Here is a 22,743-nt window from a genome sequence, read left to right as displayed (position 1 = left end):
GTTCAGCCCTTTCTGAGTTTGATGGCGTAGCCGGGGCCGCCCACCCCGAAGAAAAACACGGCGCTGCCGTCCGGCAGGCGTTTGATCTGGTCGCCCACCTGATAGACGTCGGGGCTTGCGTTGTTGACGCCGGTGAAAAGCTCCACGGGTTCGCTGTTCGGCGTCGTGACCTCCACCGAATTGTCGGCGTTCTGGCGGAACCGCACCGTCGTGTAGTCGCACTTGTAGCCGGCCGCCCCGAGACCGGCGAAGGCGTTATAGATCGTGATGATGGGGGCGACGCCGTCGCTGTCGGTTTCGCCGACATACAGCGCGTTGGTGAAACTGTTGTTGCTGTCGTAGCTGGTGCGCCACCAGCGGACCGGCAGGCTGTATTCCTGCCCCCACACCCAGCCTGTGCCCGCCGCGTTCAACCACACCGGCCGCACGCACAGCCGCGTGCTTTTCAGGTTGGCCCCCAGATTTTGCACATTCGCCTTGAAATAAGCCAAGGCGAACGCGGTGGAGGAGATCACCGTCAGATCGGTGTGCCGCGCCCGATGACTGCTTCCTTCGTCGTTGCGATACATCGTCAGGAAGCGGCTTGCCGCCGACTGCATGGAGTCCGGGTCATCCATCAACCAATCCCAACCGCTGTAATCGGCGGTGAATTTGCCGATCTGCACATAGGTGTCCTGGACATTGTCGCTGCGAACGCGGTTGGTGATGACGGCGAAGGTCCGGGCGTCGATGCGGTTGAACCGCTGGTCCATGTAGTTGGCGCTGTTCGTTCCGCCGCCCCAACCGTAAGGGTAACTGGAGACCATGAGTTTCTTCGTCGTTGGGTTGACGGAAAGCGCCCCCCAGTAGCGGGCCTGATTGCCGGAGTTGTCCCAGTTGAGCTGATACATGCGGTACAGGAAGGCTTGCGGGGCCACCTGCATCACGTCCAACAGAAAGGCGCCCGCCCAGTTGTAGTTGGTTCCGTTTGGGTAGAACTGGCGGCCGTCGCGGTATCGCATCATCCCGGTCGCGCCGTCATACTCGAACAGATGAAAGCACCCGACGCCGTTGTAGCCCTGCATGACGATGTAGAGGTTTTCCGCCACCTTGCGCGGGCGCATCATGGTCCAATCCAGGACGCGGGCGTCGATGGCGGCGCTGAAATTGGCGGGGGTGTAGCCGGTCCAATCGAAGCTGGCGCGGCGCAGTTCGGTCAGGCTGTTGTCGGCGTTCAACCGCCACCAGACGAACTGTTTTTTGGCCTGGCTGTGGCTGTGCGTCACGGTCAGAACGTCGCCGTTGGCCTCCAGAAACAGGCCGCCCGGCGCCCCGGAAATCGCCGTGGGCGTGGGAATGTCGATCTTGACGCCGGGCGTGTCGCCGCTGAAGTCGATCACCTGGATCTGAAGATTGGCGTTGACGTTGGGATTCAGGATCATCCGCCCGTCCGTCGTCCACTGGACATCCGAATAATACAGACCAACCGTGGTGTTGGGATGGACGTTGACCAGCGGGGATTTGACGGTTCCCGACAGGCCGCCCCAGGCCGGGGTGTAGGGCAGGTGGCCACGATCGCGCAGCGCGAGCGCCTCTTGCAGCGAATAGGCCCCCTGCACGTCTCCAGTGGCCTGCGTCGGAAGAGCCATTTGGGCGCCGCCGCTGTGCAGAAGGCCGCGCGCGCCTTGCCAACCGTCCACCAAAAGGCCGTTGTTGCGGTCATACATGGGGGCGTCCCTCCTCAGGCCGCGCGTTCAAGATAGGACAGGATCATCCGCCCATCCGTGGCGCTGCCGAATTTGTGGCGAATGCGGTCGCCCGCCTTCAAAATCATCCGCTCGCCGTTCGGCAACAGGTTGATTTTCGATCCCTTGGGCAGGGAAAAATCCCGGACCTGGAAATCCTCGTCGGCTCCGGCGACGCCGCCGGACCGCAGCAACGCCGCTTCCAGCAGATAATTCGCCGACGTGCTTTTGTTGGTGTAGATCCAACCGATCAGCACCCATTGCTTGCCGGGCGGAACCTGGACGACGGCGCTGTCGCCCAGGTTGGTCGCGTCGGCGAGGGTGGTTCCGGGCGTGGACACCTTGCGGTCAAAAGTCGAGGCCATGGGCGGCTGCTCCTAAAGCACCAGGGAAAGGGCGATGGCCTCTTCGGCGGCGGCGTCCGTCATGGTCGCCGCGCCGGTGGCCAACAGGCTGTTCAGTTGCGCGATGGCGGCGTCGCGGGTTGTTCCCACGTCGTCCAACGCGTCGGTTCGGGCGGCGGCCAGGGCGCTGAGGGCGCTGGTCCCCGCCGTCTGGAGGTTGCCCACTTGGAGACCGCCCTCGTCCTTGACCTGCTGCATGGTCACGGAGCCGGTCAGGGATTCCACGCTTTTGGCGAGGAAGGCGATCTCCTTGGGATCGGTCAGGCCGGTGACGACCTGTTCGGTTTTGGCCTTGATGGCGTTGATGGCGCCGGTCAGGTCCGGCGTGGTCGCATAGGGCATGTCGTTTCCCCTAAACCAGATCCTGGAAACCCAGGAACAGGGCGTCTTCGATGGTGAGCAGGCGGCGGCGGGTCTCCGTCATGTCGGCGTCCACCATCGCCGTGGCGGTTCGCAGCCGGGCGACGTCGTCGCGCAGGCGGTTGTCGGGGTGGGGAAGCGGGTAGCCCCGCGTCGCCGACCGTTCGTCTTTGGGATCATCGGTCATCATGCCCCCGATCATCAGGTCACGACCGCGCGCAGCTTGCTGACTTTCGGGCGGTACAGGGCCGTGCCGGACAGCGTGACGCGGATGCGGGTGGTGGCGGCGGTGAAGCCGGTCAGGACGTGGGCGCGCTCCTCCCAACCGTCGCCCGACGGGGCGGCGGCGCTCAGCGGAACCGTGACGTAGGTTCCGTCGTCCTTGCGGACCTCGACCTTCACGGCGCTGGTTCCCGGCGTCAGGCTGTCCAGCAGAACCGTGACTTTGGAATTGGCCCCGCAGGGAAAGGCGCGGCTGATGTAGGTCGCCGTTTCCTTCAGCTTGCCCAGCACCGTTTGCGCGCCCGGATACAGCACCGGCGACCGCAGGGCCGACCCCTTCAGCACCGCCGACACGCCCAGCGCGCCGGTCAGCGGTTCGGTCAGGGTGACGATCTGGCCGTCGCCGACGCGGATCTGGCGGCCATTGTCCTGGGTGAACACGAACTCCACGTTGGTGTCCGCCGCCGGGCGCTCCACGGTGGCCGAGGCGATGATGTCGGTGGCGTCCGCCGCCGAGATCATCCCCAGATTGACCGTGCGGGTCAGGCTGGTGAATGTCGCCGCGTGCAGCCGGAACGCCAAATCCCGGTCCTGATGCGGGGTCCAGGTGCTGGCGTTGGAGCTGGAGAGCAACACGCCGACCTGATAGGGCTGCTGCGTGACCCAGCCGGTGGCCGGGTCGTATTTGCCCAATTCGGCCACCGCCAGGGCGTGCCCCGGATCGTCGGTCAGAACGACGATGGCGTGTTCCTTGTTGGCCTCGACCCAGATCGGATCAAAGGCGCAACGGGTGTGCGCGCCGCCCAACCGGATGTCGGCGGCGGCGATGACGCCCTGCGCCAGAACCTCGCTGGTCGGGATGCCGACCGACACGCCGCGAATCTGGACATAGACCGGCTTGGCCCCGCCCTTGGCGGTGAACCACAGGTCGATGGCGGCCAGATGGCGCCCCGCCGTCAGGGTGAAGGTCTGGGCCAGCGGATCGACGTGGTATTCGTTGATCGTCACGATCCGGCGGCGCTGCTCCACGGTGATCGAGCCGCGCCCGGTGAACGCCGCGTCGCCGTGGGAGCCGCCCGCCCCCTGGAAGGACACCTTTTTGGCGCCCGCCGGAACGTTGGGCGGGATCGCGAAGGATCCGGTCAGTTCGCCTTGCGCGTTCGCTTGCAACTTTGCCATGGCTCAATCCCCTCAGACCGGCGTGACGTCCAGACCGTCGAACGTGACCTTGTCCAGGATCTCGTTCGGGCCGAACCCTTTGATGGTGAAAGCGACGGTGATCGGACGCAGATGTTCGAGCCGCGTGGTGGCGCTTCCCACCACCTCCTCCGACACGCTGGTGGACGTCCATTCGACGTGGCTGCTGCTGGTGACGTGCCCGGTTTGGATGAAGCGCGTGGTGCTGTCGCCCGTCCATTGCGTTTGGATCTGGGTCCAGAAATCCACCTCGGGCGTCAGCGTGACGGTGGCCGGAATCGGATCGAAGGCCATATAGGGGTTGATGAGCATCGAGCCGGTGCGCTTGGTCTGGGCCAGAACCTCGTCCAGCTCATAATCCAGCGTGACGCGCGCCGATCCCTTGGGGTCGATGATGGCGGCCTCGATGGGCAGCATCAGTTCGCCGTTGATGACCGCCGCGTCCTGCTCCAGACCCGGATCGCGCAGGTCGTTGTCCAGGAACGGATCGGCGAAGACGCCCTTTTTCGCCGCCGGGTCGGCGATGGTCGCGTCAACGCGAAGCTGTTGCGTGGCCACCAGCGCGAACAGGGTGTCGATGCGCGTCTGCATCGCTTCAAGCTGGGACATCGACACCGCGCGCGTGGCGTCGGAGACGATCTTGCGGTTGGCGTCCCAGCTTTGCAGCACCGAGGCGATGGGCAGCAAGCCCGACGGCGCGTTCGGGATCGACGGCGTCGTTTCGCTCGGCGTTCCGACGATCCAGGTGGTGGAGCCGTCCGGCCCCAGACACAGGCGATCCACGCGCGGCAGCCGCCATTTGTAGGTGGTGTTGACCAGCGTGCCGGGCACGGCCCCGGAAATGGTCAGGCCGGTGGCGTCCACCGCCGTCGGCGTGACCGTCTTGATGCAGCGGTAGGTGACGCTGTAGGTCGAGCCGGGGGCGACCTCCGCCCCCGTCAGGCTCCAATCCACCTTGTCGCTGGTCAGCTTGTAATCGGTTCCCTGGACGTAGGTGACGGCGCCCTGCGTCACCGACGCCAGGGCGATGACCGGGCTGTCGGGCAGGGCGTCGGCGGCCCCGGCGAAGCCGCCATGCTGAAGGGTGACGGTGCGTTCGACGGTGATCGTCACCTGGGTGACGGCGTGGATGGGGCCATGGTTCAGGGTGACGCGCTCGCTGCCGCCCGCCGCCGCGTGCGGTTCGGCCACGACCTCCTTCAGGTCGGGCGTGGCCGCTTGGGTCAGGCGCAGGGCGTGGGCCAACCGCACGGCGCGCCCGTTGACGCGGGCCGATCCCTCGGCCAGCGAATAGACCTGATCGCCGTCGACGTCGGGAAGCAGGGTCAGGCGCAGGCCGGAATCCACGTAATTGCCGCCGGTGGAGGCCAAATCATAATCGGCGATGGCCACGGCCACGCCGTCGATCTGCGGCGGCGGCTCCTTGGACAGGATCACGCCGTTGACGACGGTGTAGACCGGATAGAATTCGCCGCTCTGGCCGTCGCCCTGGAAGCCCCAAAGGGCGTCGACGCGCAGGCGGGCCGCCCCGCCCTCGCTGTAGTTCAACACGTCCTGGGCGGGATCGCGCAGGCTGGGATCCTCCAGCTCCGTCACCACCAGATCGCGCAGATAGACGCCGATCTGGACCGTGCCGGACAGGGCGATGACGAAGGTGGCGGGCGGCAGGCCGCGCACGGCGCCGCGCACATAGACCGCGCCGCTTTCGGCGGTGACGGCCCCGCTGTTGGGATTGACGACGATCCGGGCGTCGCGGATGATCGACCCGTCTTTGAACAGCACGTCGGCGATGCGCCGGACGCGGTCGATCTGCGCCTCTTGCGTTTCGTTCAGCTCCGCGCCTTGCACCACGCGCCCGGTGCGGTAGAGGACGCGTTCGTAATCGCCGTGCCGTCCGGTTCCGTACCGGCTGTAGTAATCTTGCAGTTGGATGGCCATCGCGGTGTCCTTACAGCGTCAGCACCAGCTCGAAGCTCTGGCGGGTGGATGGGGAACGGGTGATCGCCGGGATGCGCTGCAAGGCCAGCAGCGTGCCGGCTTTCTCCAGCTCCGTCGGGGCGAAATAGGTTTGTCCGGGCGGCAGGCCGCTTTTCGGCGCGGCGCCGGAGAACACGCCCAATTCGCGGATTTTCGCCGCGCTCGCGTCGGCGTATTCAAAGTTGAAGCGGACATAGAGGTGGTTGGACGGCTCCGCCGTCTCGCGGTAACGCCCGGTCGGCACGTCGATTTCGCCCGCCGGATCCGGCGTGCAATATTTCAGCGCCGAGACGGTGCGGCGTCCCAATTCGTTGACCAGCGCGGTGGCGGCGGTTGGTTCGGCTTCGGGGGCGGCGTCCCAGGCGCTGTCGCCGGTCCCCCACGCCAAATGAATCGGTTGAGCGGCGAGCGCGACGGCGATCGCCGTGCGTCCGCTGGTCGTCAGGATGGCCATGCAGGTCGTCTCCCAGAGTTGCGCCCGTGACAGGCGCGCCAGTCACGCGACCATGGCGTCACGACGGGGCGCCGTGCGTCACCATGTGATCGCGTCGAGGTCTTCAAGGGTCGCCGCCGCGTCCACCGCCGCCGTCAGCGCGGTCAAACGGTTGGCGATGGCGGCCAGGGCGTTGTCGAACTCCGTCTTCACGCCGGGAAGGCTCAGCGCGCCGGGCATGCCGGACAGGACGCTGGCGTGTTGCGCGTGCGCCCTCAGCCGCCGCGCCGCCGCGACGGCGGCCATCGCCTTGCGCTTGCTCTCGCGCCCCTGGTCGAGCGGCGATCCGGCGGCGTCGGCGATCAGGTCGGGGGACGCCTGCGCGGCGTCGGAACAGGCCAGAAGCATGGCTTGCCCGTCGCGCAGGATCAGGAGCTTTTCATCGCCGGTCAGGCGGTCGGCGACCGGCAGGCTTGCAATCGAAATCATACGGTCCTCTCAATGCGCAAGGGCGCGCCGTCGGCGTCGGCGAATGGCTCGCCCGTTCCGCTGGCCAGGGTGTCCGGCGTCAGGCCGGTGACGCGCGGGCTGGAGAAATCCGGGCCGACGAAGGCGATGGCGCCCCACCGGCGTTCGTCCCACCCCGCGACCCAGGCGTCGCCATACAGGGTGGGGACCGCCAGGGCGTGGGTGTCCTCCCAGCCGATCGGGCTGTCGTTCCCGTCGTCGCGCGCGGCGGTCAGGAACCGGGTTTCCAGCCGGGCCAAGCGGAGCGGGCCGGGGTAATCGGGCGCGGGGTTGGCGACCGGCAGGCGGTCCACCCGCCACTCCTCGACCGGCTCGGCGACCAGCCGCCAGAGGTGATCGGACAGGCGCGCCGAACCGGACGCCGTCAGCGGCGCGCCGCGTTCGACCCGGCGGCGGCCGGGCAGGCGCGCTTGCAGGCCGCCCAACGGCCCCTGGACGTTGAGGATGATTTCGCCCTTGCAGACCGTCCGCGTCGGCCCGAAACCCGCCGGATCGGGCAGGCCGTCCGCCTCGCCCGACCAATTGTCGAAGATGGCGAAGGCCGGGTTGCGGCGGACGAAGCCCGCCGACGGGCGGAAATTGTACCCGATGATCTGGCCGTCGGAATCCTGCGCCCGCCCGGACCACAGGTCATGGCGCGCCAGCCCGGCGGCGACGCCCGCGTCGGCGACGACGCCGAAGGGCGGCGGGATGGTGACGGGCGGCAGCAGCCGCGTTCCGGCGGGGCGGTCGGCCTCCGCCTCGCGCGTCACGGCGTCCCAATCCACGAACCGGCGCGAAACCAGTTGAAGCGTGTGGTAGCCGTATTCCCGCCCGTCGGGCAGCTTGTCGCCGCCGCTCAGACGGGACCGGCCCAGGGTCATCATTTCCCGCCAGGGTTCGCGCGCGCGAACCTCCGCCCCGGTGGCGCGGCGGATGTTGGCGCGCATCGCGGCGGGGTTGGAGCGGGGGCGGCGGGGTTCCTGGAGGATCCGTTCGGCGAAGGCCGCGTCCGCTTCGTCGGCGCGGCGTGCGACGCCGAAATAGCTTCCCCACAGATCCAGCCATTCGCCGTCGGCCGTGGGAACCGTCAATTGGTTCAGCGCCTGCCCGATGTCGGCCTTCGCGCGGTCCAGCGCCCGCCCCACCGCGTCGGCCCAACTCCACAGGATGGAGCCATAGGCGTCGAGGCGGTCGCCGTCGCTGGCGTCCTGGTCGCCCGCGCCGGGCAGCAGCGCCAACGCCCCCAGCCGTTCAAGCGCCGGGTCGGGCAGGGCGACCGCGACGCCCGCCGCCGCCAGATGATTTCCCAACGCGGCGATGGTCAGGCCCGCCAGCGGCGTCGTCAGGTCGGGCTGTCCGGGACGGGCGACGGTCAGGGCGTCGTCGGCGATCCGCCACCGCAACCCGCCGGGCGACCGCAGACGCAAGGCGGGCGCGGTCTCCGGGGTTGGGTTGAAGACGCGGTGCAGCCGCGACAGAAGCCGGGTCCGCATCATCAGACCCACTCCACCAGAATGGCGCCGGGAACCAGAACCGCGCTGGCGGGGCAGGGGACGGACAGGGTGGGCTGCGCGATCTCCGCCCCTTGAATCCCGGCGAGCGCCAGCGTGGCGTTGACCAGATCCAGGGGGCGCAGCTCGCCGCCGCTGCGGGTGGCGCGGATGACGCGCGACAGCGCCGCCGCCACCTGCCCGCGCGTCTCCTCGGTCTGGCGCAGCGCCGGAACCTGCGCCCGGATGGCGACGGCGACCGGGATTTCCGTCATCGCTTCGACGTCCACGCGCATTCCCGCCGGACGGTATCCCGGGGTGATCGTCCCGGTCGCGGGATCCTCGCCGCCTTCGATCCGGTCCGTCACCGCTCGCACAAGCTGGGCGGAGGTGGCGCCCGCCCCGTTGTGGACGTAGAGCCGGACATGGCCCGGCCCTTCGCGCACCGCCACCCGCGCGACGCGCTCCAACGTCGTGGCGCCGGTCGGGTCGGTCACTTTGGCCGCCTTGGCGGCGAAGATCAGCGATCCGACGGTGCCGCGCGCCAGGCTTTGGATGAATTCGGCGAAGCGCAGCTTGCGTTCCGCCTCCGTCTCCGCGCCGCGCCCGTTGCTCAGCGCGGCGGGGTTGGTGACGGCGGAAACCCCGCTGATCGGCGAGATCAGCCGGGTGACGGCGTCGGGCAGGGCGTTGCCCCCGCTTCCCGGCGCGACCGCCGACACCAGCACCTCGACGCTGGTCTGGCCGACGGCGATGACGGCGGCCTCGACCGTGCGGTATTCGACGGCGCTGTCGCTGGCCACCCGAACCCCGACCGGCAGAACCACCGCGTCGGCGTGCCCGGCGGGGGCGGAAAAGCGCGCCAGCCCCGACGCGGCGACGGCGGGCAGCAACGGAAAATCGAAGGAGCGGTAGACCGCCGTCGGAATCCCCTCGACCAGCCCGGCCAGCATCTGTTGGTACAGCTCGTCGATTTCGACGGCGGGGGCCTCGATCATCGTGCGCGCGACCGAGCCGACGTTGAAATCGGTGATCGCCCGCGACGTCGTCCGCATGTGGTTGACCATCCCGGCGACGATTGAAAGGAAGTCCTTAATTTGAAAGGGCATCGGTCATCCTCACGGGAACAGGGCTGCCGTCGGCGGCGACCGCCGTGGCCTCCACGGACAGGGCGTCGCCGGTGACGGCGGCGGTCGCGTTGACGACGCGGGCGATCCGCCGGTCGGCGCGCAGCGCGCGCGCGACGAAGGCGGCGGCAAGCTGGTTGTTGACGGCGTCGCCGCCGCGCCCGATCAACGCGCGCGCCCGGCATCCGTAACGCGGGTGGCGCGGCAAGGCGCCGGGATCGGTGGCGAGCGCGTGGCGCAGCGCCTGATTCAGATTGGCCGCCCCGGCCACCAGCCGGAAATCGCCGCCGTCGGTCGCGGTGACGCGCCCGTTGGTCAAGGCGATGTCCTGGCCGAACGGATCGTCGGCGTCGGTCACGCCCGCGCGCGGGGCGGCGGGGGCGGGAATCTGGATCGGGTCGCCCGACAGCAGAACGCCCGGCCCGGCTTCGGCGGGGTCGTCGGTGACGTAGGGCGGGACAAGGCCGTTGATCTGCGCCAGATCCGGCCAGCGGGCGGCGTCGCCCAACTCGCGGGCGGCGATGGTCGGCAGGCTGTCGCCGACGCGGGTTTCGACCCGGCGCCAGCCGGGAAGCGGTTTGGTCCAGCTCATGGAAGGGTCGCTCCGGCGGCGAGCGCGGCGAGCGCGGCGGCGGCGGTCGTCGGCGTCAGGCCAAGGGGGTCGCGGCGCAGGGTGTCCAGCGCGTCGCGGCCGCTGGTGGACAGGGTCAGCCGGGCGGCGACCGGCGGAAACAGGCTGTGGAAGGGGTTGCTTCCCTCTTCGGCGAAGGTGGACCAGCCCCGCCCGCCGCCGGTGGACGAGCAGCTCGACGCGCCATACAGATCGTCATAGCTGGCGAATTGGCGGGACACGCCAAAGCCGTTGGCGAGGGTGCAAGCGATGTCGTTCATCGTGCTGGCGGCGCGCATCAGCGCGCTTTTGACCGGGCTGGCGGACTGCACGCGGGCCAAGGCGCCGATGCCGTTGCGCGCCGCTTCGGCCAGCCGCTGGACCGTCTCCAGAAAGGGGGCGGTCAGGCGGTCGACGCCGCCCTCCACCGCGTCCACGGCGTCAAGCGCGCGTTGGGCGCAGCTCTGCATGAAGACGCAGATCTGCGTCACCGCGTCGGCGGCGTCGGCGTAGAGGCGCTGGACGTCGTCGATGATGACGCCGATTTCCGCCACCAGCTTTTCCAGCCCCAGCCGCGCCGCCATCCAACGCAGCGGATCGAACAGCGCGCCGGTGATGGCGTCGGGGGCGGAGGCGGGTTCGCCCTCGCCCTCGCCCACATCGTCGAGAACGGCCAGCTCGATCTTGTAGCGCATCAGCAGCGGCGAGGCTTTCGAGCGTTTCAAGGCGAAGGATTTCGGCGCGACCAGGGCGGTGACGCGGTCCAGCGTGTCGGCGAAATACAGCGCGACGTCGTCGGGATCCTGCCCGCGCGCCGCCGCCAGGATGCGCCGGTCATGCCAGTCCTTGAACACCGTCGCGCGCAGCGTTTCAAACCGCCCCGCCCCGTCGCGCCAGCCGGTGTGACCGTCCAGCGTGATGGTGGAGACGTCCCGACCGGCGGTGTCCGCCCAGGCGCCGCCCAGCGTCGGTTGCACGGTCAGGCGCGAGGGTTCCTGACGATTCAGCTCCTCGGGACGGATGGCGAAGGTCCAGCTCGTCGCGGGACCGCCGCCGTCCAGATAGAAGCCGATCTTGCGGTGTTTTTGGGGTTCAGGTGCCATGCCCGCATCCTGCCGTCACGACCGGGCGGGGCGGGCGCCTCGGGCGATCACCCGGCCCCGACGCCGGTGTCGCCGCCCTGCGCGTCGGGATGGGTGTGGGTCTTCAGCCCGACGCCGTCGGCTCTGACGTCGCCGTTGGCCACCGTCACGTCGCCCTGGATGGCGGCGGCGACGCCGTCGCCGCTCGACCCGGACAGGCCGCCCTGGTAGGTCAGCCGCCCGTTCACCGTCACCGCCCCGGTGAAGGTCGATTGCGGCGCCGCGACGGTCAGCGTCGGCGTGGTCAGGGTGACGGACTCCTCGGCCTCGATGGCGACGGTTCCGCCGGGGGCGACGGTCATTCTGAAGCCGGTCGTGGCCAGGGTGATGCGCGCCGGGCTGTTGGCGGGCGGGGTCCAACCGCCCGCCGCCTTGCCCGCCAGATCCTCGTGATCGCCCGACCCGATGCGCAGATAGGCCCCGCCGGAATGGAAAATCTCCACCGACCCGTCGGGCGCGATGGTCCAGCAGGTGCCGGACGGGTGGCGCCGCACCTCGCGATTCTGTTCGGTGAAGCCGATTTCCCCGGCCAGCGGGTTGACCCAACCGACGACGACCGGCGCCCCGTCGAGAAAGCCGCACAGCGCCAGCAGGCTGCGCCCGTTGCGGCTGTAACCGCCCGCGTCGGCCTCGCTGGCGGGGCGGGGCACGTCGGGAACGTCCCAGCTTCCGCTGTCGGAGCTGGCGGTTCCGGCGGCGACCAGCGCGTTGGCGACCCGCCAACCATCGTCGAGAAACACCAGATCGACGCGGCGGCGGGACGGGTGAACGGCGACCACCTGGGCGACGCGCAGGGTCATCGGTAGGGTCCTCCAAGGAATTCGGCCCGATAGGGCGGGTCGGCGCGGCGGGAGCGCTCCAGAAATCCGGTGCAGCGGTCCAGGGTCAGGGCCGTGGTCCAGGCGCGCAAAGGCTTGATCGTGTGGGCGACGGTCGTGATGTAGCCCTCCATGGTCAGGCCGCCGCGCGTCAGCCGCAGACGCCGCCCGATCTTCAGCGTTTCGCTGCCCTTGACCGTCGCGGTCACGGATTCAAAGACGCTGTTGTCCCGGTTCATGGCTTTGAGCTGTTCGGCGCGGGTCCGGCGCCACGCGATGTGGCGGTCGGCCAGGGCCATGCGCTCCGCCGCCGGGGCGGCGGTGGGGGAAAGGGCGATGATCGGGCCAAGCGCGGTGTCCCGCTTCATCGCCTTGCGCCCGTACAGCTCCAGCCGCGCGTTCGGGTGGTCGCGGTCGTCCAGGCCGGGGACGGTCTGTTGGTTGACGGCGTTGTTGGTCAGGGCGGCGGCCTGCCCCGGCGGCACGACGTACCAGTTGGCGACGTTCGCGTCGCCGCGCCGCGCCGACCAGGACGCCACGTCGTCGATCGACAGGGCGACCACGCCGGGATCGCGCGCGCCGGGCATGATGAAACGCCCGTCGACGTCCTTGTAGGGCGTGGGCCGGAAGCGGAGGACCGGGCCGCTTTCCTCATCCTCGACAAACAGCTCGTTCCAGGGACGATCCACGAACGCGTTCAACAGGGTCCAGACCGATTCTTCGGTCGGGGCCGTCATGCCGGGGATCAGCGCGCCGTCCACCGCCCCGGCGTCAAGCCGGAAGGGGCGCAGCGTTTTGCCTTCCACGGCGAACAGGGCCTGGATCGCCGGGTTGGCGACGCGGGTGATGATCGTCTCCATGAAGGAAACCACCGGCATGACCCGCGCGGCCATCCCGTCTTTGCTGCTCAGCATCAGTTCCGACAGGATCGGCTCGCTTCCCGGTTGGCGCGATTGGGGGCGGGCGGCGGTGATCTGCAACAGCTTCGCGCAATCATGGCCCTGAATGGTGACGGCGCGGTTCACCGCGCCATCCTCGCCCACGGATTCGGCGCGCTGCACCGAATCGATGAAGCCGCGCATCACCAGGGGAAGCGGGCCGTCGCCCGTCGGGGTTCGGCTGGCGCGGATTTCCACCAGATCCATCGGTTCGGCCAGAGCGTAAACGGTGTCCTGCCCGTCGCGGGACCGATCCGCGACGGTGATGGAAAAATTGCCGTTGCCGTCCAGCAGGGACGTGTTGACCGTGACGTCTCCGGCGGTTCCCAGATAAGGCGTCAGGTCCAGATCGCGGGCGGCGGCGGCGAAACGCTCCGCCACGCCGTCGCGGCGGGCCACCAGCTTGACGAGGCGAACTTGGACACGCGGGGCGTGGGTGCGGACGGGCATCACGCCACCCCCCAGGGCTGCGGCGGGCGGATCGGGGCGACGGTTCGATGTTCCACGTTCAAAACCTCTCCATTCGGTCCTTCATGCACGATGCGCAGGGGATCGATCCTGAAAGACAGGTCCATGGCCGGTTGGGGCCGGATGTTGCGGTCGCCGCCGGGGATCGGCGTGCCGACCGGCGGCCCTTCCAGCCGGGGCGGACTGGGCGCGTGGTCCTTCGGGGCGGACAGCGTCGGGGCGGCGAGCGCCGCGACGCCCGCCCGCCCGATGGGCGTGGCGGGTTGCGGGGCGCGGCTTGGAAAAACAACACCTAAAGTTGCCGATGTTGTGGCGGTCGCATCGTTGTGCGGGATGGCGCCGGACAGCGGCCCGGAACGCGCGGCTTGGTCGGGGGCGGGCGGCGGCTCTCGCGTCGTCAGTGGGACGAGGGGCGGGAGGAGGGCGGGCGGGAGGAGGGATGACGGGAGGATGGATGGCGGGAGGAGGGCGGGCGCGGGGCCGCCCTCCTCCCGACCGCTCCCCTCGGAACGCGCCGGGGCAGGGCCAAGCCGCCATCCGCCATCGCCGGGCGTCGTCGGGCTGTCGGCGACCGGCGCGCGTCCCTCCGCATGGCTCAGAAGGGAGGCGTCCGGGCGGGGGGCGGGGAGGGCGCCGACGCCGCGCGTCGGCGACGACCAAGCGTCCGGCAGGGGCAAGGACGGGTCGAGGGGCGTGGCGACCGAAAGCGCGGGCGTGAACGGGGGCGTCGCGCGCGGCGTCGCGGGCAGGGGCGGAAACGGGGCCGCCGCGTGTCCCGCCTGCGGCTTGACCGGAGAGGGGAGGGCGGGCGACCGGCTGACGCCGCCCCCGGATCGGACGCCCGCCGTTCCGGTCGGGTCGGGGGTGGAGAGGGCAGGGGGGGCCGACCAGGGCGCGGCGCGACCGACGGTCGCCGGTTCCCGTGGGGCGAACCCGCCCGCGCCGAACGGGCTGGCGTCACGGCGGCCCGCCTCCGCGCGGGGGGAGGCCGCGCCGATCCGCCCGATGACGGGGGCGAGGGCCGGGGTGGCGGTGGCGGCGGTCGCGGGCGGGACGGGAAGGGCAGGGGGGAGTGGGATCGGCGCGGGATGACGCGGGTCGTCGTCGGATCGGCGCGGCGGCGCGTCGATTGGCGGCGCGACCATCGGGGGCGAACGGGCCGGGTCGGAGCGCTCAGGCGGGGCGGGAACGGGCGTCGTCCCGCCCTCCCCCGCCGCTTGCGCCGTGGGAACCGCCGGAATCGTCGGCCAAGCCGCCCGCTCCCGGTCCAGCGTGGCCGCATGGCCGGGCGCGCCGTCGCCGCCGATGGGCGCGAGGGTCACGCCCGCCTGTTGGCCCATCGGTCGGGCCGCCTGCTGGTTTGCGGCGGCTTCAAGCCCGCTTGCGGGCGCCGTCGGCGGGGACGGCGCGTCGTCCGGCGGGGCGTCCGCCGTCCGGCGGGCGAGCGGGGGCGGCGGCGCGGCGGGCGCGGGGGTCAGGCCCGGTTCCTGCGGCGGCGCGGCGTGGCGGCTTCCCCGCAGGATGTGGCCGCCCACGCGGACCAGATGCCGCCGCCGGGCGTCGTCGTCGTCGGGGAAGGCCGCCGCGTGGCGGTCGTGCCAGCTCAACCAGTCCGCCGCGTCGATGGCGCGCAGGGCGGCGGCGGTTCCGCCGGGGCGCAGCCGCCGCAGCGCCTCATACTGGTCTTGCAGGCGGGGCAGGTCCGCCGCGACGTCGCGCAGGGCGGGGTGGGTCGGATCCAGGTCGGACAGGGCTTTGCCGTCCTGGCCGGACTGGCGGATCGCGGCGCGGACGCGGTCGAGGGCGGCGGCGACGCCCTCGGCGTCCAGGGACATCGGAAAAAGATCGGACACGGCGGTGGCCCATGCGGTGAGGCTATGGGCCATCCTGCCGTCACGACGGAAGGGCGCCGCCGATCATTCGTAATGGTCGGCGGCGATCTCGTCCCACCCGGCGGACCCGTCGTCGCCGTCCGCCGCCGCCGCCCGCTCCAACGCCGCGATTTCGGCGTCGAAATCGGGGTTGACGACCTCGTCCTTCAGCCGGGGATCATCCAGGAAACGATGCGCCCACCAGTCGATCAGCATGTCGTCCTGGCCGGTGTCGAGGAAACGCGGGTCGGTGGGCGACAGATTGTAGCGGCGGCGGAAATGGAACTCGACGGTTTCGCTGAGTTCCAATCCCCAGGCCCGCGCGTTACGGCTGAGACGTTCGGCGAAAGGTCTCCTCCTCGTCGAGGAGCCTCCCATGCACCTTGTAGAGGGTGGCGACGTCGTCGGGGTCGAGCGGGTCGAGCGTTTCGACGTTCCAATCCCGGCTGGGGCCGGACACCATCAGAACGCCGATGGTCGCCATCGCGGCGGCGCTGTTCCACAGCGTCGCGTCGTTGACCGGCCCGCCCAGGATGCGCGTCGTTTCGGCGTGGATGCGGAACTGGTCGCGCATGATCCGGCGTCGGAACACAAAGTCGCCGACGCCGTCCACGCTGACCGGATAGCTGCGGTCAGGGTTGCTCATCAGAGGCTGGTCCCCACGACGTCCAGGGCCTTCAGGGTGGCGGTCTGCGCGACGATCTTGTTGGCGGTGATCGTCGTGTCGCCGCTTTCATACGAACAGCCGATGTATTTGCGCAGAAGACGGCCGCTGTCCTTGCTGTAGATGCACAGGTCGAACACCAGACCGCGCAGGACGTCGTCGCCGTTCTGCGGGGCGACGCCGGCGTCGCGCATGTTGTGCCGCATCATCACCAGGGCGCTGACGGTCAGGATGTGCGTGGCCTTGGTCGGCACATATTCCTGAACATGGATGTCGCCGATGCCGACGGCTTCCTCCATCGGGTAGCTGTCCGCCATTTTGACGGATTGGACGAGGCCGATCACCTTGCCGTCAAATTCGACGACGATCCGGTTGCCGGAATGGGTTTGCAAGTTCTCGCGCATGGCGGGCCGTCCTTCTTACGCGGCGGCGGCGGCGCCGGAATAGGGCACGACCGCGATGGACACAGGGATGAAATTGACGGGAACCACCGGCGAGCATTGGAACTGCACGCGCAGAACGTCGCCGTCCAGGGTGGCGGCGATTCCCTTGTAAGCCGGGTTGGCCGCGTCGCCGACGATGACGCCCGGCCCTTGCGGTTCCGGCCGCGCCAGCTCGCGCAGGGTGGTTTCGGCGATCGACACCGCGCGGGACAGCAGGATCGGCGACCCCTTGGCCCCGCGCAGAACGTCCAGCGCGTTGCGGACGTTGCGGGCGACGAAATCGGCGGCCACGCCGGTGGACACCTCGACCCGGTTGTAATTGTCGTTCACCAGCCAGGTGGACACCGACCGGACCACCTTGAAGCCCGACGGCGTGTCTTCCAGGCACAGTACCCCGGCCTGGATCAGGTCGTCGGTGTCGGTGGGGTTGCGCGGGGTGAACTCCAGCCCCCGGATCTTCAGGCTCTTGTTGGTCAGCGGCGTGCCGGGATTGGCCCCGGCGAAGGCCGCCGCGACGATGGCGGCGGTCATGTAGGGCGCGCGCAGAACCCGCTTGCCAGCGGCGTCATAGGCGTAATGACCGGGCCAAACCAGGCTGGTCCGGTCGCTGTTCAGCGCCTTGGGCAGGGTTTGCGCCAGGGACAGGCTGGTGTTGGCGGCGGGGCCGACCAGGCAGCGGCGCTCCATGCGGGCGACGGCGCTCATGTAGGCGCAATGGGCGTCCGCCGCCGCGTGAATCGCCGGATCGCCGGTCAAGGGCACGATCCATTGGGCGTCGGCGGATTGAAGAACGGCGATGGCCTCGGTCCAATCGGCCATGGTCGGGGCCGGGCTGACGCCGCCGCTCAGATAGGTCCAGGGGATGTTGGCCGGAACCGCGCCGACGCCGGGCGGGCGGGTGGCCGTGACGTAGCCCTCCGCCGTCGAATTCAGCCAATCGACGACGGCCTGAAGATGGGCGGTGACGGTGACGGGGGCGGATTGGACGTTCTGCGCGGCGAGGCTGTCCAGCCCGTTCAGGGCCGGGCGGTCTTCGGAGCCGGGGGCGGCGGCGGCGGCGAAGCCGGGCGTCGCGCCGACGCGGTCGGCAAGCTGGCCCACCGTCAGCCCGTCGGTCAGCTCGATCACGGTGGCCACGCCGTCCACCGTCAGCGTCACCGCCGCCGGGGCGACGGCCAGCGTCGCCGCCGCGCCCGCGCCGTTGTAACGCACGGTCAGGGCGTCGCGGGCGATGTTGTCGGCGCTGCGGTAATCGGCGCCGATCTGGGTGGTGATTTTCTTGCCCTTGGCGGATCCGGCCTCGATCTTGACCTTGATCCGGTTGGCGCCCTGGCCGTAATCGTCGGACAGCAGGGTGACGACCGTGGCGTCGGCGGCGTCCTTCAGCGCCAGGGCCGCTTGCGTGGCCTGGCCGACGCGCACCGCCACCACCGTCGATGGGGCGTTGGTTTCCGCCGACGGGTCAAAGGCCGCCAGCACGGCGTCCAGCAGCTCGCCGCCGCGCAAGCTGGCCCGCGCCTCGTCGGGGGCGCCGAATTTCAGGACGGCGTTGGGCTGGCCGCCGTCGGCCTTGCCGACCAGGGCCAGAATGTTGCCGACCGTCAGCCCCTTGGGCTGCATGGCGGTGTCGTCGATGGTGGACATGGTGGCCGGGGTTGTCCACAGCCGACCGGAGAAAAACAAACGCGAAGCCATAGCCGCGACCTCCCTGTTAGACCGGACGCGCCGCGAAGGCGGCGAGGCGGTTGCTGTAATTGCCTTCCAGATCGACGCGGCGTCCGGCGGACTCCTCGTCCTGGTGGAAGGCGGCGATCAGCTCGACGCGCTTGTCCGTCGCCGAAAAGCGCGCGCAAAATTCGTCCAGAGTGACGGGGTATTCCGACGCTTCGGCCCCAGCCGCAGCGGTTTTCGTGGTGTCGGTCTTGGCCATCAGGTTGGCTCCATGCCAGAGGTGAAAAGGGTCGCGTCGACGTCCGTGATCGCGCCGACCGCGTCGCTGACAAGGGTCGGGGCAAGACAGACGAAGCTGCCGGTGGTCAGGAACAGCGGCCCGTCGGTCCGCGTCAGATCCTCGCCGTCCTGTTGGGTGAATTCGCACTCGGACAGGCCATGCGCGGCGAAGACCGGCAGGTTTCCGACGACGACGCGGCGGATCGCCTGACGAAGCGCCGACCGTTCGTCGGCGTTCCGGCTGGCGCCGACGACGCTGATGCGCACCCGCGACAACCAGCCTTCCGATTCAATCCAGCCGTCCTCAGGCCAGCCATCCTCCGGGGCGCGGCGGTCGGCGGCGGGAAGGTCGCCAAGGCCGCGTTCGGCGGGGGCGTCGCTGTCCAGACGAACCGACAGGCAGGGAAAGGCGATGGTCGGAACCGCCGCCAGCGGGGCCGCAATCACCGGGACCGCGCCGCTTGCCGGGGTCAGCGCGCCGCGCCCGACCTCCACCGCCAGCCCGGCGGCCAGACGGTCGCGCAGGATCGACGGCGCGTCCGGCCCTTCGCCGCGATAGGTCGCCGCCGCGACGCCGACCGCCGGGCCGGAGGCGGTCCAGCCCTCCCCCACCCGGTAATAGGCGCGGTAGACATAGGGGACGCCGTTGACCAGGCCCGCGTCGTCCAGCAGGGCGTTGTCGGCGCACTGGTCGGCGACCCGAACCGCGCCCGGATCGTCGGGGCCGGTGAAGGCGTCGGCGGTTCGCCGCAGCACGCGCCACCAGTCCGCCCCGCGTGGCGGGGTGATGACGAGGCGCAGGGCGTTGCCGATCGGCAGGGGGTGGATGTGCGTGATGCTCATGACGGCACGATGCCGTCACGACCATCAACGGGGCGAGGCGAACAGGCCGTCGGTCGGCGGATCGGCGGCGGGCCGGGCCTTGGACGGCGCGGCGGCGCTCAGGCGCGGCAGAAACTCATACGGGTTGGCGGCGCTGCGGGCGGGGTTGGCGGCGCAGCGATAGCCCTGGACCCCGCAGGCGCACAGCGCGGCGACCCGGCCCTTGGCCTCCACCCCGCACAGGGCGCAGCGGAACAGGCCCTCGCGCTCCAACACCCGCCCGATGCCGCAATGGCGGCAGCAATGCGGGGTCAAGCTCCAACCGCCGCTCACAGCGCCAACTCCAACTGGCGGGGGGCCGTGTGGGCGGCGCGGGGGCGCGCCACCAGCGGCGCGGGCGGGCGGGAGAACAGCAGGGCGCCGGTGGCGGCCTTGCCCAGCGTCAGCATCGCTTCGGTCGCCCCGGTGACGCGGCGCAGGGTGTGGCGGAACAGCAGCCCGTCGCGGACGATCAGAACCGTTTCATCATGCAGGACGGCGGTCAATTGCGGCACGCCGCCCTTGGCGTTGCGCCCCTTCAACACCTCGCGCTCGCGGTTGTAGCAACTGACGCACAGGCGGCCCTGAATGATCCGCATGGCGCGCCGCCCGCAGCGGGGGCAGACGCGCTGAAGGGATTCGACGACCATGGCGGTTTCCGCCTGCGGGCGTCCGGCGTGGGCGGCGCCGACCGGGCAGGCCCGGCAATGCCAGCGGCCTTCCCACGGATCGGGCCGTTTGCGCTCCGCCGCCCGCCAGGACGCGGCGCAACTCTCGCGGGAAAGCGTCAAGGCGCGCCGGTCGCACCGGATCAGCGTCGGTTCCATGGCCTGCCCCGTCGGTCGTGATGGTTTTCAGTCCTAGGAATATCACCCCATCATCCGCCGCGCAACGCGTTCTGGCGCAAGTCCAGGGCGATCCGTCAGGGCGATCCCGCCGCGTCATCCTCGCCGAAGCCATACTGTTCCAACTGCTCAAAGCTGCGGGGCAGCACGATGTCGGTGAGCGTCGCCAGAATGTCCGTCACCTGGGTGTAGAAACGCTGCGTCAGCCGCAGTTCGGCGCTGCCGGATTCACCCAGAACGCCCACGCCATGCTCGCGCGCGATGGCGTCGAGCGCGTCATGCTGTTTCTTCCAATGGACCCCCCAATTCACCCGATCCAGCGGAGTCCAGATCGTCGCGTCGGGCAGGGCGAAGACGCGCGCCCGGTCCAGGAAATCCGCCCCCTCCTGTCGGCTGGTGCGCCAAATCTCGCTGAGTTCAAACAGGCAGTGGGCCGAGCGCAGATATTTGTCGCTGAGGATGACGAAGACGCGGTCGCCGCCGCCGATCCGCCGCATGAAGGCGGAAATGCTGTCGCCCAGCCCCAGAACCTCTTTGTCGCGCAGAATCTTGCGCCCACGCGCCTCGGCGGCGGCGCACAGCCGGTCCACCACCTCTTCACGCGCCTTCCCCGCGCGCGTTTTGTCGCCCCAGGCGTAGGACACATACCATTCCGGCTGGGCCGGTTTCTCTTGGGCGAAACGCATGTCCGTTGTCTCCGACGTCGGGTTCATCATTGTCGAGCGTTCCATCGCCGACGGGCGCAGGCCCAGGCGATGCTGCGCCCCTTCCACCAAACCGATGAGGCGGTCCAGCAACTCCGCCGCCCGTCCGCCCTGGGTCCGAACGGTGATGTCGCCCTGCCAGGGGCCGGTCATGGTCTGTTCGATGCGCAACCGGCTGCCGCTGGTCGCCTCATAGCCCCACAAACCGCCTTGCCAATAGAGGGCGTCCGGCCCCGCCTGTTCGCCCACCGTCGCCATGATCGTTCGGATCAACCCGCCATGCAGCAGCGGGTAATGGAACCGCGCCGTTTCGCCCGCCCGTCCCTCCTCCCACCGCCCGGCCAGACGGTCGGCGACGGCGGCGCGTTCCGGCAGCAGGTCGGGCGCGATGTACTCGGCGATCTCGTCCGTTCCATCGTTGAAACGACGATGGAGAAAGCAGACGCCGCAGGAGCGCATCAGGTCGATGAACAGCGCCTGCTCGGCCGGTTCATGCTCCCGCCAGACGAGGCGGGCGAGCAGGGATTGGGTGAAACGGCCGTTCGCCCGACGGATCTCCGTCAGGGCGCCGTTCGCCCGCTCGAACACCGCGTAGACCGCCTCCAACGCCCAATTCTGATCCAGCACAATGCGATCCGCGAACAGGCCGGGCTTGTACAGGATGGTCCCGTCGGCGTCCAGATAGGTCAACAGATGTTCGGGCGCCGACACCCCGCCCTCCTCGGCGCAGATCGCCGCGAACTCGTCCAGGCTCAGCAGCCGATGGCGGCGCGCGCGCGCGGGCAGCCTTTGGTCGGCGTCGCGCAGCGCCTCCAACCGGCGCTGCACCCGCAGGCGACCGGCCCCGATCTGCGGCTGGCCAAGCCGTTCGGGCGCGCGCAGCCAGGCCACCGCGTCCGACAGGGTTTCCATCACGCTGGCGAAACCGCGTCCCGTCTTGGCGCTGACGCAGCGCGTTTGAACGTAGGGCAGAGCGTCCAACTGCGCGTCCGGCAGGGGAAAGCGCCGGGCGTCGTCGCCCGGTTGGTCGCACTGGGTCTGAAGGATCAACAGCGGGCTGTCCGGGTGGCCCTGGTGGCGGGCGACATCGATCCAATAGGGCAGCGGTTGGTTGCGGAACTCCAACCCGCCGCAGCGGTGGGTGTCCCGCCCCTCGCTGTCCGTGGTCCAGACCACGGCCAGGATGGCCGGGCTGGTCAGGAACAGGGCGTGGGCGCCGTGGTAGATGTCCTGACCGCCGAAATCCCAGATGCGCAGCCGGATGGCCGGATCGCCCGGCAGAACGACGCCGCCAACCTCGATCCCGTGGGTGGAATCCCAGTCGGGGGCGAAGGGCTGGCCGGTCAGTTTGCGGGCGATCTGCGTCTTGCCGACCCCGCCATTGCCCAGCAGCAAAAGCTTGACGCTGAGAATCGCCTCCGCCCCCGCCGCAAGATCGGCAACATGGGCGCGCACCCGATCCAGGCAATTGTCGAGTTGGTTCGTGGAAAGCACCCCGGTTGGCGGCATGCCGACCACGCGGCTTTCAATCAACAGCAGGCAGGAGAGCGCCGGAAGATTGAGAACCTCCGCCGGCAGAGACCGCAATTGGCAGCCAGAGCAGTCGAGTGTTTTCAGCGCCGTGCAGGTGGCCAGCGGGGCCAGATCGCTGACCTGCGTGAAGGAGCAGTTGAGTGTCTGGAGTGTTGCGCATCCGGCTAGCGGCGCCAGATCGCGGACCTGGGTGTAGGAGCAGTTGAGTGTCTGGAGTGTTGCGCGTCCGGCCAGCGGGGCCAGATCGCTGACCTGGGTGTTGGAGCAGCGGAGGGTCTGGAGTGTTGCGCATCCGGCCAGCGGGGCCAGATCGCGGACCTGGGTGAAGGAGCAGTGGAGTGTCTGGAGTGTTGCGCATCCGGCCAGCGGGGCCAGATCGCTGACCTGGGTGACGGAGCAGTGGAGTGTCTGGAGTGTTGCGCATCCGGCCAGCGGGGCCAGATCGCTGACCT

24 protein-coding genes are annotated in these 22,743 nt (G+C 69.7%); all 24 read right to left on the bottom strand.

Annotated elements, in window-relative coordinates; genetic code table 11:
• Nucleotides 1–2 precede the first annotated feature (2 nt).
• Entirely contained in the window at nucleotides 3–1,706 is a 1,704-nt protein-coding gene (locus ACODS4_RS23700; RefSeq protein ID WP_488868139.1) for a hypothetical protein, read from the bottom strand.
• A gap of 14 nt (nucleotides 1,707–1,720) precedes the next feature.
• On the bottom strand, nucleotides 1,721–2,089 hold the full coding sequence (locus ACODS4_RS23695; protein ID WP_488868138.1) for a hypothetical protein: 369 nt from the start codon (nucleotides 2,087–2,089) through the stop codon (nucleotides 1,721–1,723).
• Between the two features lie 12 nt (nucleotides 2,090–2,101).
• A complete protein-coding gene (locus ACODS4_RS23690; protein WP_488868137.1) occupies nucleotides 2,102–2,470 on the bottom strand; it encodes a hypothetical protein in 369 nt (122 codons plus the stop codon).
• 10 nt (nucleotides 2,471–2,480) lie between these two features.
• Nucleotides 2,481–2,678 carry a hypothetical protein gene (locus ACODS4_RS23685; protein WP_488868136.1) on the bottom strand — a complete coding sequence of 66 codons (198 nt, stop codon included), beginning with the start codon at nucleotides 2,676–2,678 and terminating at the stop codon, nucleotides 2,481–2,483.
• Nucleotides 2,679–2,689: 11 nt separating this feature from the next.
• Nucleotides 2,690–3,889 carry a hypothetical protein gene (locus ACODS4_RS23680; RefSeq protein ID WP_488868135.1) on the bottom strand — a complete coding sequence of 400 codons (1,200 nt, stop codon included), beginning with the start codon at nucleotides 3,887–3,889 and terminating at the stop codon, nucleotides 2,690–2,692.
• Nucleotides 3,890–3,901: 12 nt separating this feature from the next.
• The gene (locus ACODS4_RS23675) at nucleotides 3,902–5,845 is read right to left on the bottom strand and encodes a DUF4815 domain-containing protein (protein WP_488868134.1); all 1,944 of its coding nucleotides are present in this window, start codon (nucleotides 5,843–5,845) and stop codon (nucleotides 3,902–3,904) included.
• A gap of 10 nt (nucleotides 5,846–5,855) precedes the next feature.
• Nucleotides 5,856–6,338: a hypothetical protein gene (locus ACODS4_RS23670; protein WP_488868133.1), complete on the bottom strand. Its 483-nt coding sequence runs from the start codon at nucleotides 6,336–6,338 to the stop codon at nucleotides 5,856–5,858.
• Nucleotides 6,339–6,416: 78 nt separating this feature from the next.
• Nucleotides 6,417–6,806: a hypothetical protein gene (locus ACODS4_RS23665; protein WP_488868132.1), complete on the bottom strand. Its 390-nt coding sequence runs from the start codon at nucleotides 6,804–6,806 to the stop codon at nucleotides 6,417–6,419.
• Nucleotides 6,803–8,323, bottom strand: a complete 1,521-nt coding sequence (locus tag ACODS4_RS23660) for a hypothetical protein (protein ID WP_488868131.1) — start codon at nucleotides 8,321–8,323, stop codon at nucleotides 6,803–6,805. The genes ACODS4_RS23665 and ACODS4_RS23660 overlap by 4 nt, the downstream gene beginning before the upstream one ends.
• Nucleotides 8,323–9,426, bottom strand: coding sequence for a baseplate J/gp47 family protein (locus tag ACODS4_RS23655; RefSeq protein WP_488868130.1), 1,104 nt, complete (start codon nucleotides 9,424–9,426; stop codon nucleotides 8,323–8,325). The genes ACODS4_RS23660 and ACODS4_RS23655 overlap by 1 nt, the downstream gene beginning before the upstream one ends.
• Nucleotides 9,410–10,036 carry a hypothetical protein gene (locus ACODS4_RS23650; protein WP_488868129.1) on the bottom strand — a complete coding sequence of 209 codons (627 nt, stop codon included), beginning with the start codon at nucleotides 10,034–10,036 and terminating at the stop codon, nucleotides 9,410–9,412. The genes ACODS4_RS23655 and ACODS4_RS23650 overlap by 17 nt, the downstream gene beginning before the upstream one ends.
• Nucleotides 10,033–11,157, bottom strand: a complete 1,125-nt coding sequence (locus ACODS4_RS23645) for a hypothetical protein (protein WP_488868128.1) — start codon at nucleotides 11,155–11,157, stop codon at nucleotides 10,033–10,035. Before ACODS4_RS23645 ends, ACODS4_RS23650 begins: the two co-directional genes overlap by 4 nt.
• A 47-nt stretch (nucleotides 11,158–11,204) precedes the next feature.
• Entirely contained in the window at nucleotides 11,205–11,996 is a 792-nt protein-coding gene (locus ACODS4_RS23640) for a hypothetical protein (protein ID WP_488868127.1), read from the bottom strand.
• On the bottom strand, nucleotides 11,993–13,402 hold the full coding sequence (locus tag ACODS4_RS23635; RefSeq protein WP_488868126.1) for a hypothetical protein: 1,410 nt from the start codon (nucleotides 13,400–13,402) through the stop codon (nucleotides 11,993–11,995). Before ACODS4_RS23635 ends, ACODS4_RS23640 begins: the two co-directional genes overlap by 4 nt.
• Nucleotides 13,402–15,273 carry a hypothetical protein gene (locus tag ACODS4_RS23630; RefSeq protein WP_488868125.1) on the bottom strand — a complete coding sequence of 624 codons (1,872 nt, stop codon included), beginning with the start codon at nucleotides 15,271–15,273 and terminating at the stop codon, nucleotides 13,402–13,404. Before ACODS4_RS23630 ends, ACODS4_RS23635 begins: the two co-directional genes overlap by 1 nt.
• Nucleotides 15,274–15,336: 63 nt before the next feature.
• Nucleotides 15,337–15,600, bottom strand: coding sequence for a hypothetical protein (locus ACODS4_RS23625; RefSeq protein ID WP_488868124.1), 264 nt, complete (start codon nucleotides 15,598–15,600; stop codon nucleotides 15,337–15,339).
• A 16-nt stretch (nucleotides 15,601–15,616) separates the two neighbouring features.
• Nucleotides 15,617–15,937 (bottom strand): hypothetical protein, encoded by a 321-nt coding sequence (locus tag ACODS4_RS23620; RefSeq protein ID WP_488868123.1) that lies wholly within the window; start codon nucleotides 15,935–15,937, stop codon nucleotides 15,617–15,619.
• On the bottom strand, nucleotides 15,937–16,359 hold the full coding sequence (locus tag ACODS4_RS23615) for a hypothetical protein (protein ID WP_488868122.1): 423 nt from the start codon (nucleotides 16,357–16,359) through the stop codon (nucleotides 15,937–15,939). The genes ACODS4_RS23620 and ACODS4_RS23615 overlap by 1 nt, the downstream gene beginning before the upstream one ends.
• A gap of 15 nt (nucleotides 16,360–16,374) precedes the next feature.
• Nucleotides 16,375–18,093 (bottom strand): hypothetical protein, encoded by a 1,719-nt coding sequence (locus tag ACODS4_RS23610; protein ID WP_488868121.1) that lies wholly within the window; start codon nucleotides 18,091–18,093, stop codon nucleotides 16,375–16,377.
• A 16-nt stretch (nucleotides 18,094–18,109) separates the two neighbouring features.
• Nucleotides 18,110–18,328: a hypothetical protein gene (locus ACODS4_RS23605; RefSeq protein WP_488868120.1), complete on the bottom strand. Its 219-nt coding sequence runs from the start codon at nucleotides 18,326–18,328 to the stop codon at nucleotides 18,110–18,112.
• Nucleotides 18,328–19,191: a hypothetical protein gene (locus ACODS4_RS23600; protein ID WP_488868119.1), complete on the bottom strand. Its 864-nt coding sequence runs from the start codon at nucleotides 19,189–19,191 to the stop codon at nucleotides 18,328–18,330. The genes ACODS4_RS23605 and ACODS4_RS23600 overlap by 1 nt, the downstream gene beginning before the upstream one ends.
• A gap of 24 nt (nucleotides 19,192–19,215) precedes the next feature.
• Nucleotides 19,216–19,503, bottom strand: coding sequence for a hypothetical protein (locus tag ACODS4_RS23595; RefSeq protein WP_488868118.1), 288 nt, complete (start codon nucleotides 19,501–19,503; stop codon nucleotides 19,216–19,218).
• Nucleotides 19,500–20,036, bottom strand: a complete 537-nt coding sequence (locus ACODS4_RS23590) for a hypothetical protein (protein WP_488868117.1) — start codon at nucleotides 20,034–20,036, stop codon at nucleotides 19,500–19,502. The genes ACODS4_RS23595 and ACODS4_RS23590 overlap by 4 nt, the downstream gene beginning before the upstream one ends.
• 95 nt (nucleotides 20,037–20,131) lie before the next feature.
• Nucleotides 20,132–22,743: leucine-rich repeat domain-containing protein (locus ACODS4_RS23585; RefSeq protein ID WP_488868116.1), on the bottom strand; the 2,612-nt coding region annotated here is incomplete at its 5' end.

The organism is Azospirillum sp. FG154, assembly GCF_057809575.1.
The sequence above is the reverse complement of the archived record's forward strand: the minus strand, read 5'-3'. Positions and strand labels throughout refer to the sequence as shown.

Excerpts from the sequence above, each read along its gene's own strand:
- ACODS4_RS23700 (WP_488868139.1), bottom strand. The coding sequence starts at position 1,706 with ATGTATGACCGCAACAACGGCCTTTTGGTGGACGGTTGGCAAGGCGCG.
- ACODS4_RS23695 (WP_488868138.1), bottom strand. The coding sequence starts at position 2,089 with ATGGCCTCGACTTTTGACCGCAAGGTGTCCACGCCCGGAACCACCCTC.
- ACODS4_RS23690 (WP_488868137.1), bottom strand. The coding sequence starts at position 2,470 with ATGCCCTATGCGACCACGCCGGACCTGACCGGCGCCATCAACGCCATC.
- ACODS4_RS23685 (WP_488868136.1), bottom strand. The coding sequence starts at position 2,678 with ATGATGACCGATGATCCCAAAGACGAACGGTCGGCGACGCGGGGCTAC.
- ACODS4_RS23680 (WP_488868135.1), bottom strand. The coding sequence starts at position 3,889 with ATGGCAAAGTTGCAAGCGAACGCGCAAGGCGAACTGACCGGATCCTTC.
- ACODS4_RS23675 (WP_488868134.1), bottom strand. The coding sequence starts at position 5,845 with ATGGCCATCCAACTGCAAGATTACTACAGCCGGTACGGAACCGGACGG.
- ACODS4_RS23670 (WP_488868133.1), bottom strand. The coding sequence starts at position 6,338 with ATGGCCATCCTGACGACCAGCGGACGCACGGCGATCGCCGTCGCGCTC.
- ACODS4_RS23665 (WP_488868132.1), bottom strand. The coding sequence starts at position 6,806 with ATGATTTCGATTGCAAGCCTGCCGGTCGCCGACCGCCTGACCGGCGAT.
- ACODS4_RS23660 (WP_488868131.1), bottom strand. The coding sequence starts at position 8,323 with ATGATGCGGACCCGGCTTCTGTCGCGGCTGCACCGCGTCTTCAACCCA.
- ACODS4_RS23655 (WP_488868130.1), bottom strand. The coding sequence starts at position 9,426 with ATGCCCTTTCAAATTAAGGACTTCCTTTCAATCGTCGCCGGGATGGTC.
- ACODS4_RS23650 (WP_488868129.1), bottom strand. The coding sequence starts at position 10,036 with ATGAGCTGGACCAAACCGCTTCCCGGCTGGCGCCGGGTCGAAACCCGC.
- ACODS4_RS23645 (WP_488868128.1), bottom strand. The coding sequence starts at position 11,157 with ATGGCACCTGAACCCCAAAAACACCGCAAGATCGGCTTCTATCTGGAC.
- ACODS4_RS23640 (WP_488868127.1), bottom strand. The coding sequence starts at position 11,996 with ATGACCCTGCGCGTCGCCCAGGTGGTCGCCGTTCACCCGTCCCGCCGC.
- ACODS4_RS23635 (WP_488868126.1), bottom strand. The coding sequence starts at position 13,402 with ATGCCCGTCCGCACCCACGCCCCGCGTGTCCAAGTTCGCCTCGTCAAG.
- ACODS4_RS23620 (WP_488868123.1), bottom strand. The coding sequence starts at position 15,937 with ATGAGCAACCCTGACCGCAGCTATCCGGTCAGCGTGGACGGCGTCGGC.
- ACODS4_RS23615 (WP_488868122.1), bottom strand. The coding sequence starts at position 16,359 with ATGCGCGAGAACTTGCAAACCCATTCCGGCAACCGGATCGTCGTCGAA.
- ACODS4_RS23610 (WP_488868121.1), bottom strand. The coding sequence starts at position 18,093 with ATGGCTTCGCGTTTGTTTTTCTCCGGTCGGCTGTGGACAACCCCGGCC.
- ACODS4_RS23605 (WP_488868120.1), bottom strand. The coding sequence starts at position 18,328 with ATGGCCAAGACCGACACCACGAAAACCGCTGCGGCTGGGGCCGAAGCG.
- ACODS4_RS23600 (WP_488868119.1), bottom strand. The coding sequence starts at position 19,191 with ATGAGCATCACGCACATCCACCCCCTGCCGATCGGCAACGCCCTGCGC.
- ACODS4_RS23590 (WP_488868117.1), bottom strand. The coding sequence starts at position 20,036 with ATGGAACCGACGCTGATCCGGTGCGACCGGCGCGCCTTGACGCTTTCC.